This window comes from Cedecea neteri (assembly GCF_000758305.1).
Classification (GTDB): Bacteria; Pseudomonadota; Gammaproteobacteria; order Enterobacterales; family Enterobacteriaceae; genus Cedecea; species Cedecea neteri_C.
This window is the reverse complement of the sequence record NZ_CP009458.1, coordinates 4,641,366-4,656,838: the sequence shown is the minus strand read 5'-3', so window position 1 is coordinate 4,656,838 and position 15,473 is coordinate 4,641,366. Positions and strand designations below refer to the sequence as shown.

General features: G+C 55.2%; 19 protein-coding genes and 1 tRNA gene. 14 read left to right on the top strand and 6 right to left on the bottom strand.

Features of this window, described 5'->3' with window-relative positions; genetic code table 11:
• Positions 1-11 precede the first annotated feature (11 nt).
• Positions 12-806: an AraC family transcriptional regulator gene (locus LH23_RS21605; RefSeq protein ID WP_039295685.1), complete on the top strand. Its 795-nt coding sequence runs from the start codon at positions 12-14 to the stop codon at positions 804-806.
• Between the two features lie 33 nt (positions 807-839).
• On the opposite strand, the gene gstA is transcribed toward LH23_RS21605, so the two are convergent.
• The gene (gene gstA / locus LH23_RS21600) at positions 840-1,445 is read right to left on the bottom strand and encodes a glutathione transferase GstA (protein ID WP_039295682.1); all 606 of its coding nucleotides are present in this window, start codon (positions 1,443-1,445) and stop codon (positions 840-842) included.
• A gap of 130 nt (positions 1,446-1,575) precedes the next feature.
• Here gstA and LH23_RS21595 point away from each other — a divergent pair, with 130 nt between their 5' ends.
• Positions 1,576-2,451, top strand: a complete 876-nt coding sequence (locus LH23_RS21595; protein ID WP_052050410.1) for a LysR family transcriptional regulator — start codon at positions 1,576-1,578, stop codon at positions 2,449-2,451.
• A gap of 19 nt (positions 2,452-2,470) precedes the next feature.
• Here LH23_RS21595 and LH23_RS21590 read toward each other — a convergent pair whose 3' ends face one another.
• The gene (locus LH23_RS21590; RefSeq protein WP_039295675.1) at positions 2,471-3,403 is read right to left on the bottom strand and encodes a LysR family transcriptional regulator; all 933 of its coding nucleotides are present in this window, start codon (positions 3,401-3,403) and stop codon (positions 2,471-2,473) included.
• Positions 3,404-3,495: 92 nt separating this feature from the next.
• On the opposite strand from LH23_RS21590, the gene LH23_RS21585 reads away from it, so the two are divergent.
• Both LH23_RS21585 and LH23_RS21580 read left to right on the top strand, forming a co-directional pair.
• Positions 3,496-3,972 (top strand): GNAT family N-acetyltransferase, encoded by a 477-nt coding sequence (locus tag LH23_RS21585; RefSeq protein WP_039295672.1) that lies wholly within the window; start codon positions 3,496-3,498, stop codon positions 3,970-3,972.
• A 237-nt stretch (positions 3,973-4,209) separates the two neighbouring features.
• The gene (locus LH23_RS21580) at positions 4,210-4,437 is read left to right on the top strand and encodes a hypothetical protein (RefSeq protein ID WP_039295669.1); all 228 of its coding nucleotides are present in this window, start codon (positions 4,210-4,212) and stop codon (positions 4,435-4,437) included.
• Positions 4,438-4,514: 77 nt separating this feature from the next.
• Here LH23_RS21580 and LH23_RS21575 read toward each other — a convergent pair whose 3' ends face one another.
• Complete coding sequence (locus LH23_RS21575) at positions 4,515-5,138, bottom strand: NUDIX hydrolase (RefSeq protein ID WP_039295666.1); 624 nt, start codon at positions 5,136-5,138, stop codon at positions 4,515-4,517.
• Between the two features lie 629 nt (positions 5,139-5,767).
• Between LH23_RS21575 and LH23_RS21565 the strand changes: the two genes are divergently transcribed.
• Complete coding sequence (locus LH23_RS21565; protein ID WP_039295661.1) at positions 5,768-6,211, top strand: NUDIX hydrolase; 444 nt, start codon at positions 5,768-5,770, stop codon at positions 6,209-6,211.
• A gap of 44 nt (positions 6,212-6,255) precedes the next feature.
• On the opposite strand, the gene LH23_RS21560 is transcribed toward LH23_RS21565, so the two are convergent.
• From LH23_RS21560 to LH23_RS21550, 3 genes are all read right to left on the bottom strand, one after another.
• Complete coding sequence (locus LH23_RS21560; protein ID WP_039295658.1) at positions 6,256-6,795, bottom strand: DUF2058 domain-containing protein; 540 nt, start codon at positions 6,793-6,795, stop codon at positions 6,256-6,258.
• 155 nt (positions 6,796-6,950) lie between these two features.
• Positions 6,951-7,025: transfer RNA gene (locus LH23_RS21555), tRNA-Arg, on the bottom strand.
• A gap of 75 nt (positions 7,026-7,100) precedes the next feature.
• Positions 7,101-8,042 (bottom strand): formate/nitrite transporter family protein, encoded by a 942-nt coding sequence (locus LH23_RS21550; RefSeq protein ID WP_039295655.1) that lies wholly within the window; start codon positions 8,040-8,042, stop codon positions 7,101-7,103.
• Between the two features lie 203 nt (positions 8,043-8,245).
• Here LH23_RS21550 and ccmA point away from each other — a divergent pair, with 203 nt between their 5' ends.
• From ccmA to mlaA, 9 genes are read left to right on the top strand one after another with little or no spacing between them, the layout of a single operon-like run.
• On the top strand, positions 8,246-8,854 hold the full coding sequence (ccmA, locus tag LH23_RS21545) for a cytochrome c biogenesis heme-transporting ATPase CcmA (RefSeq protein ID WP_039295652.1): 609 nt from the start codon (positions 8,246-8,248) through the stop codon (positions 8,852-8,854).
• Positions 8,847-9,506, top strand: coding sequence for a heme exporter protein CcmB (gene ccmB, locus LH23_RS21540; RefSeq protein ID WP_038480670.1), 660 nt, complete (start codon positions 8,847-8,849; stop codon positions 9,504-9,506). Before ccmA ends, ccmB begins: the two co-directional genes overlap by 8 nt.
• A 30-nt stretch (positions 9,507-9,536) precedes the next feature.
• The gene (locus LH23_RS21535; protein WP_039295647.1) at positions 9,537-10,277 is read left to right on the top strand and encodes a heme ABC transporter permease; all 741 of its coding nucleotides are present in this window, start codon (positions 9,537-9,539) and stop codon (positions 10,275-10,277) included.
• On the top strand, positions 10,274-10,486 hold the full coding sequence (gene ccmD, locus LH23_RS21530) for a heme exporter protein CcmD (RefSeq protein ID WP_039295644.1): 213 nt from the start codon (positions 10,274-10,276) through the stop codon (positions 10,484-10,486). Before LH23_RS21535 ends, ccmD begins: the two co-directional genes overlap by 4 nt.
• Positions 10,487-10,966, top strand: a complete 480-nt coding sequence (ccmE, locus tag LH23_RS21525; protein WP_008459665.1) for a cytochrome c maturation protein CcmE — start codon at positions 10,487-10,489, stop codon at positions 10,964-10,966.
• On the top strand, positions 10,963-12,918 hold the full coding sequence (locus LH23_RS21520) for a heme lyase CcmF/NrfE family subunit (protein WP_039295641.1): 1,956 nt from the start codon (positions 10,963-10,965) through the stop codon (positions 12,916-12,918). The genes ccmE and LH23_RS21520 overlap by 4 nt, the downstream gene beginning before the upstream one ends.
• The gene (locus LH23_RS21515) at positions 12,915-13,472 is read left to right on the top strand and encodes a DsbE family thiol:disulfide interchange protein (protein WP_039295638.1); all 558 of its coding nucleotides are present in this window, start codon (positions 12,915-12,917) and stop codon (positions 13,470-13,472) included. The genes LH23_RS21520 and LH23_RS21515 overlap by 4 nt, the downstream gene beginning before the upstream one ends.
• Complete coding sequence (locus LH23_RS21510; RefSeq protein WP_039297070.1) at positions 13,472-14,545, top strand: cytochrome c-type biogenesis protein CcmH; 1,074 nt, start codon at positions 13,472-13,474, stop codon at positions 14,543-14,545. The genes LH23_RS21515 and LH23_RS21510 overlap by 1 nt, the downstream gene beginning before the upstream one ends.
• A gap of 13 nt (positions 14,546-14,558) precedes the next feature.
• The gene (gene mlaA, locus LH23_RS21505) at positions 14,559-15,317 is read left to right on the top strand and encodes a phospholipid-binding lipoprotein MlaA (RefSeq protein ID WP_039295635.1); all 759 of its coding nucleotides are present in this window, start codon (positions 14,559-14,561) and stop codon (positions 15,315-15,317) included.
• The last annotated feature ends 156 nt before the right edge of the window (positions 15,318-15,473 follow it).

Sequence of the window (15,473 nt, the reverse complement as noted above, 5' to 3'; positions counted from 1 at the left end):
TGCCAATTAGCATGAAGCCACTGCCCGCCACGAGCCTGTACGATCCTGATGCCGCGCAAAGCCCGGCGATAGCGCGCCGCCTCGATTTTGTTGATTACGGAGAGGAGGTGCCAGTTCACGTCCACCGGAAGGGGCAGCTCATTATTGCGCTTTATGGGGCGGTGGTTTGCCGGGCTGAAAATGAGATATGGATAGTACCGCCCGATTGCGGGGTCTGGATCCCCGATGGTGTTCCCCACAGCGCCAAAGCGACCTGGAACGCACATCTGGATTATTTGTTCGTGGAGCCGGGTGCCGTTGCGCTGCCGGCGAAATGCTGCACGTTAGCGATTTCCCCGCTGATCAAAGCCCTGGTTGGGCGCTTAACCAGCGAGAGCGAGGAATATGCCCCCGACAGTCACGCTGCCCGCCTTGCCAGAGTAACACTCGATGAATTAGCGACCATGCCGCAGCAGAATTTCAGCCTGCCCGTTTCGGCTAATCCCAAAATACGCGCAATGGCCGACGCGCTGGTCAGCCAGCCTGAGGACCGAAGCACCTTAAAAGCATGGGCAAAACGGCTGGCGCTCAGTGAACGCTCCCTGGCCCGGCTGATGGTGCATGAGACAGGACTGACTTTTGGCCGCTGGCGGCAACAGCTCCATTTGATTATTGCGCTTAAGGAGCTGGCCAGCGGCGTAGCGGTGCAAAACGTGGCGGCGCAGTTGGGATATGAATCCGTGAATGCGTTTATCACCATGTTTAAGAAGACCATGGACAGCACGCCAGCCCAGTATTTTGCAGAACGAAAATCAGAGGGACTTTAAGGTTGAGGCGGGCTGTTAACCCGCCGAAAAGAATCAGTGAGTTTCTTCCACACGCAGGGCTTCCTGCACCGCTGGCCGCGCATTTATTGCGGCCATATAGCTGGCAATAGCGGGCCACTGGTTAAGGTCGATTGATAACATTTTGCCCCAGCTCAGGACGGTATAAAGATAGGCATCAGCCACGCTAAAAGTGGAGCCGGTCAGGTAAACCGTCTTCGAGAGCGCGTCCTGAATGAAATCGAGCCGCTTGAAGAATTTTTCGCGGAAGATGGTTTTGACCTCTTCCGGCAGCGAAGCGTTGAACAGCGGGGCAGACGCGGTATGAAGCTCGCTGGTGATGAAGTTCAACCATTCCTGCAATCTCACCCGCGCCCAGCTTCCTGGCAGAGGCGCTAGCCCTTTTTCCGGCCGGAGATCCGCCAGATACTGCACGATAGCCGTGCCTTCCGTCAGGATCTCCCCGTTGTCCAGCTCCAGAGCCGCAACATAGCCTTTGGCGGTGACGGTGAAAAAGTCTCGTCCGTCGGCAGTGAGCTTGGTTTTGTTATCCACTTTGATGAGTTCGAATTCCAGCTCTAATTCACGCAGGACAATGTGAGGCGAGAGCGAGCAAGCTTTTGGGGCGTAATACAGTTTCATGGCATCTCCGAAAAATGGGGAAACAGGTATACAGCGCCTGACCCGGCGCCTGGATGCACTATGATTTAGCCCGTAATCTCTGTAAAATTAATCATCCATTAAATAACTATTAGCTGAGCTACTGATAACGATGATGAACCTTTTGCACTGGCGATTGCTGGTCGCGGTGGCCGATGCCCGCAACATTTCTCGTGCAGCCGAAGAGGTGGGCATGACTCAGTCAGGTGCCAGCCAGGCTATCGCGCAGCTGGAGGCTTCTCTGGGGTTCCCCGTTTTTACCCGTGAGCGCAGGAACATTGGTGTTACTGCGTTGGGGGAGCAGGTTATCTCTCATGCCAGGTGTATGCAGCAACATCTCGAGGCGATCCGATCGCTGACCGAGTCGTGTCGGGACTTAAGCGGGAGCCGTATTCGTCTCGGCAGCTTCCCGTCGGTGACATCGACGCTATTGCCCGGCCTGCTACGGGACTTTAGGCGTTTGCATCCCGGCATTGAAGTCGTCGTGCTCGAAGGTATTGATGAAGAGGTTGAGCAGTGGATTGCCGAGGATACCGTCGAGCTGGGCGTGGTGATGAATCCCGCTCCCGGAAGGGCTGACGTTATTCTTGGGCAGGATGCATGGATGGCGGTGTTGCCTGCCAGCCACGCTATGGCGCGTGGGGTCAGATCCCGGGGAATTACCCTTCAGGAGCTGGCGGGACTGCCATTTGTTCTGGCGACCGGGGGTTGTGTAGTAAACGGCGGTAGTTTAATGGCAGAGGCTGGTTTGCACCTGTCTGACGTTCGTGTCACGGTGAGGGACTGGGTCAGCGCCTGTATGCTGGTGCGCGAAGAAATGGGCGTGGCGATAGTGCCAGCGTCCACGCTGCCTGAAGATACGCGCGGCCTGTGCGTGGTGCCGCTGACGCCGGGGCTCCATCGCGAGTTTGGCCTGGTCTGTTCTTCCGCGGGGAAAACGTCCCCGGCGGTGCAGGCTCTGGTTACCCGGCTGCGTAAAGCGGGATGAGTTAAACGCCGAACAGCTTTCACTGCCCGGGGTTTATCTCTTTCGCCAGCGTTTGCAGCCTCGATTTCAGCCAGTTGGTCGCGCTCCGCTTCCCGCTTCGTTTGTGTGAATAAATTTTTATTTCAAACGGGCGTATTTCGAACGGTAATGAAAAAATCTTTATATTCGTGGCCGGCATCAGCTTTTCAGCGGCGAAGCGCGGCAGCGCCATTAACAGATTGCTCTCTGCCACAATAAACGGCGCGCTAAGCATGGACGGCGTCTTGATGGCTATTTGCCGCGTGTAACCCATTTGCTCGAGCTGCCTGTCCAGCACGCCTTGCTTCTCATTCCACGGCGTGACAACGATGTGGCTTGCGGCGAGATAATCCTCAAATGTCAGCCGTGCCCGGCCAGGGTGACTTATGACCACGTACTCATCTGTAAACCAGCCGATTTCTTCCAGCTCCGGATGCCGGATGTCTTCAGTCGTACTGAACCCCAGCGCCAAATCCACTTCGCCCGCCAGAAGCTCCGTCAGTGCCGGGGTATGAGGCAAGTAAAGTAACTCAAAGCTCAGGCCGGGCGCTTCGTGCTGCAGTTTGTGCATCAGGGCAGGGAAAATGCAAAAAGCGGTAAAATCCGTAATCGCAATTTGCAGGCGCTCTGTCGTCCGGGAAGCGTCAAACTCCGGCTGCTGAGTCAGTTCTTGATCCAGATATTTCAACGCCGAAGCAATAGAAGGGGCGAGCTGTGTGGCGTACACGCTGGGGCACATCCGGTGCCCTTCCCGGTAAAACAGCGGGTCATTGAGCGAGGCTCTCAGTCTCGACAGCGCGTGGCTAAGCGCCGATGTGCTCATCGCCAGTTCATCCGCCGCCATACGCACTGAACGATGGCGATAAATTGCGTCAAAAACAGGCAGAAGGTTTAAATCAAGTCGCCTTAATGTTGGATGCATAATATTCATCATCTGGTGATTTCATTGCACTTAATTCGCCTGACAATAACCTTTATGCTTAGAGCCAGCAACGTTAACGCCATCCAGAAATAACAGGAAAACCAATGAGTATGACGATTCGTCAGGCCCGCCCGGAAGACGCTCAGGCTATTTACGACATGATCTATGAGCTGGCCGTGTATGAGAAAGCCCCGCAGGAAGTGGTCACCACGCCGGAGGAGATCCGGGCGACGCTGTTTGACGCAGGCAGTAAAACCGAAGCGTTGATCTGCGAGACAGAAGGCAAAATTATCGGTTACGCCGTTTTCTTCACCAGCTACTCGACCTGGCTTGGGCGGAACGGTATTTACATGGAGGATTTATATATCTCTCCTGAGTATCGCGGCAGGGGAGCGGGAAGGTCGTTACTGAAATATATCGCGCAGTGTGCGGTGCAGCGGCAGTGTGGCCGTCTGGAATGGTCTGTTCTGGACTGGAACCAGCCCGCGATTGATTTTTATCTGAGCATCGGGGCGTTACCGCAATCGGAATGGGTTCGTTACCGTCTGGATGGCGAGGCATTATTGAAATTTGCCGAATAAAAACAGGGCGATATTAAAACTCCCGCTGCGGCGGGATTTACGCAGCTGACAGCGCTTATTTGCAAAAATGTGGTGAGTTATTTTAGGTTAACTTATTAATATCACCGGCATTAAATGGCGTGGTGTAGGGCTGAACGTTTAGACATAAATATGCACACTTTATTTCAGCTGTGGCATCTGGTGTTCAAAATCTGCCCACGTTAGAGTGATTGTCTGGTTTTTAGCGTGGGTGACAAAATGAAAGTATTAAGTATCGTCGGTGCAACGCTGTTGGCAACATCCTTCCATGCCGCGGCATTTGTTTCCAATTCTTCTGTTCACCCTGAGCAGACGGCGAATGTCGGTAATAACGCCGTCAATGGGCATGCGATTCCCTCCGAAGCCAACTACGACATCACCAAAATCATCCCGATCGCGGGCTGCAACTGCGCATTTTGCACCGCTTTACGCAGCGCGAATCTATAATCCGATCTTAGTGTTTCAGGCCCCGTTTATCATCCCGATAGCGGGCCTGAACCTGCCTTTTTGCTCGCGTCAATCCGCTAGTCGTACCACGGTTGCCGATCGCTGGTGGCAATTTCCATGCTGACAATCAGTTCCTCCGGGACGATACGCGTCAACGACAGCTCCGGCAGATCGTTAATGGCGAAGAAGCCGATATCGGTGGATTCGTGGCTGAGCGCAAGGTTGCCGCCGGTTTCTTCACACAGAAAAATGAGCTTGTAGACGTGCCAGGGCAGTGGAGGATGACCGTGCAGATTGCGGTCCCACACGCCTAACAGTTTGGTCACCTTCACTTCCAGCCCGGTTTCTTCCCTTACTTCCCGGCAGACGGCAGCGGACGGGGTATCGCCCACATCGGCCCAGCCGCCGGGTAAGCTCCACTTCCCATCCTCCGCTTCTTTGACCATCAGCACCTTGCCGTCGCGAATAACAAAGGCACGAACGTCGGTTTTTGGCGTGGCGTACCCGGACTCAGAGGCAGGATTTAAGGTTTCTGAATCAATGTTAAAACGGGAGTGGAGCAGGTCTTCGGCGATGTCACGGAGGGTTTCGTAGCGCTCCTTGTCAAACACATCTTTGGCGTATGTCAGCCCGTTCTGGGCGATAGCATTAAGTTTCTGAGCGACGATGTGGATATCGGTCTCTTTGATGAAGTCCGGCATTGTTTTCACCTGTATTGTGCAGAAAGAAAAACTCAGTCAATGCACAACCGTAGCAGTAGAATCAATGGATTAAAATGCGTGTGGCTCAGGATGTACGGGGCAATTTTCGGCTAACCCCCTCATTTCTGGCATTATCTTGTTGAGAAACTTTGCGCTATTCTGGGTCTACTTTCGGAAAATGATGAATAACGGACTTACTACCAGACACGCTGTTTCTCTGGCATAACAGCAGTCAGCTCTGCCTGGGCACGAGGAGAATTTGATTGATGGAGCATTTATCAGCACTCACTGTTAGTGACTTAGTTTCTTTTACGATCGCAATCCTGATTGGTTTCTTCATTTTCATCAGAAGACACAGAAGTAATAAGGTCAAAATCAACAGTGTTTTTATGTGGGCGATGTTGGCTGTCATATCCTTTTGCGAAGTATTTAACAGTATTTACACCACATATTCTTACCAGCATAATCGTTTATACCAAAATGATAAGTTTACGACTGTTTTTAATTATGACTTATCGAATATTATTTTTTATACAATCATTATGCTTGTAGCTGTTGTGCTTTTTATTCAGGAGTGCCGTATTCGAAAGCGTGCATATTAATATAAACCATGTATGTAAGAGGGAATAGTGCGTACTCGACCATCTTCTCGCTTAATAATTATTTCACCAGATAATCATGTCTTGCTCTTTAATTTCTGCCATACAGAGGATGCTTTGAGTGGAAAAGCATACTGGGCAACGCCAGGTGGAGGGGTTGAACACGGTGAATCGTACGAACAGGCTGCCTTACGAGAACTCTTTGAAGAGACCGGTTTAATAAGGACAACAGCAGGGCAGCAGGTGGCAGCCAGAAACTTCAAAATGATGCTGCCCAGCGGTGAAACGGTTCTGGCGGAAGAGCGTTTCTTTATCATTCATGCGGATAAATCAGATATTGACCGTGCGAGGTGGACAGACAACGAAAAGAAAGTCATTCGGGAGCATCGCTGGTGGGCGGTTGAAGAACTCAGGCAAACCAATGAAATGATCTTCCCGCTCGATTTGATCATCAATATTATTGAAAAAAGTTAACCAGGCAGCCCGGCAAAACCAGGCCGCCTTAACGCAATTAATCGTTACCACATCAAATCATCAGGTACCACGAAGTCCGCATACGGATCGTCTTCATCTTTGGCTTCTGGCGCCAGTTCGCTGCTCAGCACAATAAAGCTGGCATCGCGCTGTTTAATTTTATCGGCAACGCCTGCGGGAATAATGGCGTATTCACCCTCTGGATTTTTATCTGAAATCAGGCGGGCAATCGCCAGGCGGCCTTTGATCAGCTGAGTCTGGGTGACTTTATCGACATACACTTTTTTAATTAAGTTATTGTCCGTGAAGTTATAGCCGATATCACCCTTCGAAATAACAATGCGGTTCATTTCGATCAGTTGCTTGATCTGCGCTTTATATTCTTTGGCTAAAGTAGCCTGCTTTTGCTGTTCGCTGAGTTCTTTATCGCGCTCAACCTGAGCCTGTTTGTTGGCTTCTACGGCTTCCCGCGCTTCACGAGCCTGCACGCGTGATTTTTTTGCGGTGCGCTGCACTTTGGCCACTTTTTTGCTGCTAACCAGGCCTGCTTTGAGCATCTGCTCTTGTAACGTAAGTTTTGTCATGTTCTTTTCGACGGCTGAGGAATCATTGACGGGATTATATCCTTAATGCTTCTGCTGATTCCATTATGTGGACAGGCAAAGCTCAATGCATTGATAGCATCGGGTATTTTAATGGTGGGTTTGAAAGAGAGGGAGAGCAGAAAGGTGAAATCTAATGGCGTTCCCTGCAGGAATCGAACCTGCAACTAGCCCTTAGGAGGGGCTCGTTATATCCATTTAACTAAGGGAACGCGGCGGGCGTAGTATACCCGCTTTTCGAGGCAGGTTAAGGGGTTGGCGGTCCGTTTGCCTGGAAGATGAACAATTTACCCGTCACATTTTCCGCTCTTCGCTGAATTTCGGCTCTGTTCTTCCTGCTTTCGCTTAGCCTCGGCCTTCTTCTTGTTGCTCATATCGTTGCGGATCTGTGCGTGACTGATCAGCGCGAAAATGAACGTTCCGCCGCAGATATTCCCGGCCAGGGTAGGCAGGGCAAACGGCCAGAAGAACTCGCTCCAGGGCAGCGTGCCGTTGAACACCAGATAAAGAATTTCGACCGAGCCGACCACGATATGGGTTAAATCACCCAGCGCAACCAGCCAGGTCATCAGCACGATAACGAAGATTTTTGCCGAGCCCGCGGCAGGGAACATCCACACCATGGTGGCGATGATCCAGCCGGAGATAATGGCGTTAGCAAACATCTCGCCGGGCGGGTTTGCCATCACCTTCATGCCGATGTCGTCGAAGGCTTTGCGAGTGGCTTCGTCGAATATCGGCATAAATTCAAAAGCCAGCGCCGCCAGCGCGGTACCGACGATATTCCCGAACAGCACGATGCCCCACAGCCGCATCAGCAGCCCGAAATTAGTGGTAGTCGGGTGCTGCATCACCGGCAGTACGGCGGTGACGGTATTTTCAGTAAACAGTTGCTGGCGAGCCATAATGACGATGATAAAACCAAAGGTGTAGCCAAGATTTTCCAGCAGAAAACTGCCGGGCACGCCGACCAGGTTGACGTGAAAAATGCCTTTCGCCAGCAGCGAAGCCCCCATCGATAAACCCGCCGCCACGGCAGACCAGAACAGCGCCATGCCGTCGCGCTCCAGCTCTTTTTGCCCGTCCTGGCGGATGTGCTCGTGAATCGCCATCGCGCCGGAGGGCAGACGATCCTCATCCAGCTCGATTTTCTGGCCACTCGACTTCTCATCGCTGTCGACTTCCAGTTCATCGGTTTTGACTATTTTGTCGGGCTCGATCTTGTCCATCAGGGCGGTTTCCGATCAGAAAATGTTCACTTAAGCGTAGCGGTTTTTATCCCTGGTTTTTGACGAATGGGAATAATCGCCCCGGCTTTGATCTGAGTAAGCGGATTAACCCTAATGGAGTAGCCGCAGGCGTCGGGGGCAACCTGAAGAAAACAGGGCGATATGATATGCTTAGCGTCACCCGAGACAAGGAGCGCCTCCTGATGCTAGAAGCCCGACAACTGACCTGCCAGCGTGACGATCGTACGCTGTTCAACGCACTGTCGTTTAGCGTTGAGTCTGGGGAAATGGTGCAGGTGGCGGGCAAAAACGGCGCTGGGAAAACCACGCTGTTGCGTATTCTGGCCGGGCTGGCGCAGGCCGATGAGGGCGAAGTCTGCTGGCAACATCAGCCACTTCGCCGCCAGCGCGATAATTTCCACGGCGATCTGTTGTGGATTGGCCATCAGCCGGGCATCAAATCTGTTCTCACCCCTTTTGAAAATCTCACCTTTTTTCATGCCGATGTAGCCGAAGAGCAGCTGTGGGCTGCGTTGGAGCAAACCGGGCTGCTCGGCTTTGAAGATTTACCCGTCAACCAGCTTTCCGCCGGGCAGCAGCGCCGCGCTGCGCTCGCTCGCCTGTGGCTTTCCAGGGCAAAGCTTTGGCTTCTGGATGAACCGTTTACCGCGCTGGATACCGCTGGGATTGAACGTTTGACCCGGCGTCTGCAGCATCACGCCGAAGCAGGCGGAATAGTTATTCTCACCAGCCATCAGCCGCTAAGTTGCGCTATACGGCAGATTCATTTGCAGGAAGCTGTTTATGATTAGGCGCATTTTCTGGCGCGAACTGCAGGTGGTGTTTCGCCGCGGGGCTGAAATCGCCAACCCGCTGTGGTTCTTCCTGATCGTGATTACCCTGTTTCCACTCGGCATTGGCCCGGAGCCGCAGCTGCTGGCGCGCATTGCGCCGGGAATTATCTGGGTGGCGGCTTTACTGGCCTCTTTAATGGCGATGGACAGGCTGTTCCGGGATGACTTTCAGGACGGCTCGCTGGAACAGCTGATGCTGCTGCCGGTGCCATTGCCGCTGGTGGTGCTGGCGAAAGTGACCGCTCACTGGGTGGTCACCGGGCTGCCGTTGTTACTGCTTTCGCCGCTGGCGGCCCTGCTGCTTGGGCTGGATTTTTATGGCTGGCAGGTGATGGCCGCCACGTTGCTGCTGGGGACGCCGACGCTGAGCTTCCTCGGTGCGCCCGGTGTGGGGTTAACGGTTGGCCTGAAGCGCGGCGGGGTGCTGCTTAGCCTGCTGGTGTTGCCGTTAACCATCCCGCTTTTAATTTTTGCCACCGCCGCGATGGATGCCGCCTCGATGCATCTGCCGGTGGAGGGGTATATGGCAATTCTTGGCGCGCTGCTGGCCGGCAGCGCCACGCTAAGCCCGTTCGCTACGGCGGCGGCGCTGCGGGTAAGCGTTGCATAACTTTATTTTTTTGTTTTGTGAGCAAAACCTATGTGGAAAACATTACATCAGCTGGCTAAACCGGAGCGGCTTTACCACTTTTGTGGCCGCTTGCTGCCCTGGCTGGCTATCCTCAGCGCGGTGCTGCTGGTGGTCGGCTGCGTCTGGGGATTTGGTATTGCTCCGGCGGACTACCAGCAGGGGCAGAGCTACCGGATCATGTACCTTCACGTCCCGGCGGCCATGTGGTCGATGGGCATTTACGCCAGCATGGCGATTGCCGCTTTTATTGGCCTGGTGTGGCAGATAAAAACGGCCGATCTGGCGGTGATGGCGATGGCTCCCGTCGGGGCGGCATTTACCTTTATCGCCCTGGTCACCGGCTCCGCCTGGGGGAAGCCAATGTGGGGCACCTGGTGGATTTGGGATGCAAGGCTGACCTCCGAGCTGGTGCTGTTGTTCCTCTACGTGGGGGCCATTGCGCTTTACAGCGCGTTTGACGATCGCCGCCTTGCGGGCCGGGCCGCCGGGATTCTGGTGCTGGTCGGCGTGGTGAACCTGCCGATTATTCACTTCTCGGTGGAGTGGTGGAACACGCTGCACCAGGGCTCAACCAATATGCAGCAGTCTATCGACCCTTCCATGCGCACGCCGCTGCGCTGGACTATCTTCGGCTTCCTCGCGCTGTTTATCACGCTCACCCTGATGCGCCTGCGTAACCTGCTGTTGTTGCAGGAAAGCCGCCGTCCGTGGGTGTTAGCGCTTGCTAACGGCAAAGGAGCAAAATCATGATGTGGGCGTTCACTCACTGGGGCGAGTTTTTCGCCATGGGCGGCTACGCCTTTTACGTCTGGCTGGCAGTGGCTTTTACGCTTCTGCCTCTGCTAGGGCTGATATTTCATACCCGCTACCAGCATCGCGCCATTCTGCGGACGGTGGCTCGCCAGCAGGCCAGAGAGCAGCGTATTCGTGCCGCTCGCCAGCGCCAGGAGGAAGTTTAAGTGAATCCGCGTCGTAAAAACCGGCTTTATCTGGCCGTGGCGGTGCTGGCAGGCCTCGGGCTGACCATTACGCTCGTGCTGTATGCCCTGCGCAGCAATATCGATCTGTTTTATACCCCCGGCGAAATTATCTACGGCAAAGGCGAAAGCCATTTAATGCCGGAAACCGGGCAGCGCCTGAGGATCGGCGGCATGGTGATGCCGGGCAGCGTGAAGCGCGACAGTCAAAGCCTGAAGGTCAGCTTCAAGCTGTATGACGCGCGTGGCGTGGTAGACGTGACCTACGAGGGCATTCTGCCGGATCTGTTCCGCGAGGGGCAGGGCGTGGTGGCCCAGGGCGTGATGGAAGGTGCCACGCTTATTCACGCCAAAGAAGTACTGGCGAAACACGATGAAAACTACACGCCGCCGGAGGTGAAAGCGGCGATGGAGCAGAATCACCAGCAGGCCCCGGAAGTGTATAAGGATAACGCCTCATGATGCCGGAAATTGGTGGGTTCCTGCTTTGCCTTGCGCTCGGTTGGTCTTTGCTATTAAGCGTTTATCCACTTTGGGGCGTGGCGCGAGGTGACCAGTGGCTGATGGCCTCCGCGAGGCCGTTTAGCTGGGCGCTGTTTATCACCTTATGCGCATCATTCCTGATACTGGTTAACGCTTTCGTAGTGAACGACTTCAGCGTGCTTTACGTCGCCAACAACTCCAATACCGAGCTGCCTGTCTGGTATCGAGTGGCGGCCACCTGGGGCGCGCATGAAGGGTCGTTGATGCTGTGGGTGCTGATGATGAGCGGCTGGACGTTTGCCGTTGCTCTCACCGGGCGCAGCATGCCTAAAGAAGACCACGCCCGCGTGCTGGCTGTCATGGGGATGATTAACTTCGGCTTCCTGCTGTTTATTATTTTCACCTCCAATCCGTTTATCCGCACGCTGCCGGACTACCCGCTGGAAGGACGTGATTTAAACCCGCTGCTGCAGGACATCGGCCTGATTCTGCACCCGCCGCTGCTGTATATGGGCTACGTGGGTTTCTCTGTAGCCTTTGCTTTCTCGATTGCGGCACTGTTGGGCGGCAGGCTGGACAGCGCCTGGGCGCGCTGGACTCGCCCGTGGACGCTGGCGGCCTGGGCATTCCTGACCGTGGGGATCGTGCTGGGTTCGGCGTGGGCTTATTACGAACTGGGCTGGGGCGGCTGGTGGTTCTGGGATCCGGTAGAAAACGCCTCGTTTATGCCGTGGCTGGCGGGCACTGCGCTTATCCATTCGCTTTCTGTGACCGAAAAACGCGGCAGCTTTAAAGCCTGGACGGTGCTGCTGGCAATAAGCGCTTTTTCCCTTTGCCTGCTGGGCACGTTCCTTGTGCGCTCCGGCGTGCTGGTGTCGGTGCATTCCTTTGCCTCCGATCCGGCGCGCGGCATGTTTATTCTGGCTTTCCTGGTGGTGGTTATTGGCGGTTCGCTGCTGCTGTATGCGGTCAAAGGCAGCAAAGTGCGCTCCCGCGTGAGTAACGATCTCTGGTCGCGCGAGTCTTTCCTGCTCGGCAACAACGTCCTGCTGATTGCCGCCATGCTGGTGGTTCTGCTGGGCACGCTGCTGCCGCTGGTGCATAAGCAGCTTGGGCTGGGCAGTATTTCCATCGGGGAGCCGTTCTTCAATACGATGTTTACTGCGCTGATGGCCCCGTTTGCGCTGATGCTTGGCATTGGGCCGCTGGTTCGCTGGCGGCGCGACGAGCCGGGCAAGCTGCGCAAGCATCTGATGGTGGCGGTGGTCATCACGCTGGTTCTGTCGCTGCTCTTACCGTGGCTGATGCAGGATCGCGTGGAAGCCATGACGGTGGTCGGCCTGCTGATGGCTGTCTGGGTCTTTGTGCTGGCGCTGATGGAAGTTTATCAGCGCGCCACGCATCGCCACGGCTTCTGGGGTGGATTACGCAAAATTCCTGCCAGTCACTGGGGGATGGTTTCCGCGCATCTTGGCCTGGCGGTGACAGTGGTTGGCATCGCTTTTAGCCAAAGCTACAGCGTGGAGCGCGACGTGCGAATGAAGTCCGGCGACAGCATTGATATTCACCAGTATCACTTTGTGTTCCGCGAGGTGCGGGATATCACCGGCCCTAACTATCGCGGCGGCGTGGGCGTTATCGACGTCACCCGCCACGGCAAGCCGGAAGCCACTCTGCACGCCGAAAAGCGTTTCTATAACAGCAACCGGGCGATGATGACCGAGGCGGCCATCGACGGCGGTTTCACCCGTGACCTTTATGCCGCGCTGGGCGAAGAGCTGGACGACGGCAGCTGGGCGGTGCGCCTGTATTACAAACCTTTCGTGCGCTGGATTTGGGCGGGCGGGCTGCTGATGGCCCTCGGCGGGCTTTGCTGCCTGTGCGACCCGCGTTATCGCAGCCGTAAAGTTAAGCCGGAGGCCGCAGCATGAAGCGCCGCTATCTGTTTATTCCGCTGGCGCTGTTTCTGGGGCTGGCCTCACTGCTGCTCTGGCAGCTGGCGCGGAATGCCCAGGGCGAAGCGCCCACGGATCTTGAGTCGGCGCTGATTGGTAAACCGGTGCCGGAGTTCCGCCTGGAATCCCTCGACGAGCCAGGCAAAGAGTGGAGCCGGACAGTGCTGGCGGACGGCAAGCCACTGCTGCTGAACGTCTGGGCGACCTGGTGCCCAACCTGCCGCGCCGAGCATAAGTTTCTGAACGGGCTGGCCGCGCAGGGCGTACGAGTGGTGGGGATGAACTATAAAGACGACCGCCACAAAGCGATTAACTGGCTGCGCGATCTCGGGAACCCGTACATGCTAAGTCTGTTTGACGGCAACGGCATGCTGGGGCTGGATCTCGGCGTGTACGGCGCACCGGAAACCTTCCTGATCGACGGCAAGGGGATCATCCGTTACCGCCACGCGGGCGATCTGAACGATCGCGTCTGGCAGCAGGAGCTGAAACCGCTTTGGGAAAAATACAGCCAGGAGGCAGGCTCATGATGCGCGCAGTTTTCTTGCTTATCGGCATGCTGTTTAGCGTCCACGCGGCGGCGGCCATTGATACTTTTACCTTTAAAGATGAAGCGCAGGAGCAGCAGTTCCGCCAGCTAACCGAGGCGCTACGCTGCCCGAAATGCCAGAACAACAGCATTGCGGATTCCAACGCGATGATTGCCTCAGACATGAAGCTTAAAGTCTATGAGCTGATGCAGCAGGGCAAAAGCAAGCAGCAGATCGTGGATTATATGGTCGAGCGCTACGGCCACTTTGTGACCTATGAGCCGCCGTTGACGCCTGCCACGGTGATCCTCTGGGTACTGCCAGCGCTGTTTATTGTTGGTGGCGCAGCGGTGATTGTGCTGCGCAGCCGCAGGAGGCAAAAGATTTCGCTCGCGGAAGAAAATCCGGCACTGAGCAGCGAAATAACTGCAGGGAAAATCTCGCTTTGGGTGTTTTTGCCTGGCGCTGTACTGCTGGTGGTCGTCAGCGCTGGCAGTTATCTGAAAACGTCGGGGCTGGCGCAGGTGCAGGCCTGGCGGCAGGCGACAGCCGAGACGCCAGCGTTGTTAAAACGTGTTCTTGACCCGCAGGCCGCGCCGCTGACTATGGAAGAGATGGCGCGTCTTGGGTTAGGATTACGCACGCGATTGCAGCAACAGCCTGATAATCTTGAAGGCTGGATGATGCTTGGGCGCATTGGCATGGTGCTGAATAACGCCACAACGGCAACACAGGCTTTTGCTCACGCCTATAAACTTGCGCCCACAAACAGCGAAGCAAAGCTGGGCTATGCTGAAGTATTGACCCGCTCTGCCGACGCGCAGGATAACCAGCTTGGTGGGCTTCTGCTCCGCGAAATGTTAAAAGATGACCACACGAATATTCGCGTGCTCAGCCTGCTGGCGTTCAATGCGTTTGAGCGCCAGAACTACCGTGAGGCGATTGGGGCGTGGGACATGATGCTGAAAATTTTACCGGCAAACGACCAGCGCCGCGCCGTCATTGAGCGCAGCATCGATCAGGCGAGAGCCCAGCTTGAACCGGGCACCACTGAAAGCGCAGACAAACAATAATAGGGAGACGCTAATGAATTTCCGCCTGACCGGACTTGCTCTGGCAACAACGGTATTAGTGGGATGTGCCAGTTCTGGTAGCCAGCAGCCTCAGGGGCGTTCGGACCCGCTCGAAGGGTTCAACCGTTCAATGTTCAACTTCAACTACAACGTGCTGGACCCGTATGTTCTGCGTCCGGTGGCCGTAGCCTGGCGTGACTATGTGCCGGTGCCAGCGCGCAACGGCCTGAGCAACTTCACCAGTAACCTCGAAGAGCCCGCCACGATGGTGAACTACTTCGTGCAGGGCGACCCGTACCAGGGGATGGTGCACTTTACGCGTTTCTTCCTGAACACCCTACTTGGGATGGGCGGCTTCATCGACGTAGCAGGTATGGCTAACCCTAAACTGCAGCGCGTCGAGCCTCACCGCTTCGGCAGCACGCTGGGCCATTACGACGTGGGTTACGGCCCTTATGTGATGTTACCGGGTTACGGCAGCTTCACGCTGCGTGAAGACGGCGGCGACTTTGCCGATACGCTGTATCCGGTGCTCTCCTGGCTGACCTGGCCGATGTCCATCGGTAAATGGGCGGTCGAAGGCGTCGAAACGCGTGCCCAATTGCTGGATTCCGACGGCCTGCTGCGCCAGTCTGCCGATCCTTACGTCACCGTGCGTGAAGCCTACTTCCAGCGTCATGACTTCCTGGCTAACGGCGGCCAGCTTAAACCAGAAGCGAACCCGAACGCGGCGGCGATTCAGGATGACCTGAAAGATATCGACTCCCAGTAAGCGCGACCTGGATGTGAAAAAGCGAACATTTATGTTCGCTTTTTTATTGTCATCATACTGACATAAAATGACACATCTTTACTCACCAGCATTTTGTGTTGCTATGTTATAAGATAACAATCTAAAAATACTGCGCAACTCTTGCGCATCTCACGT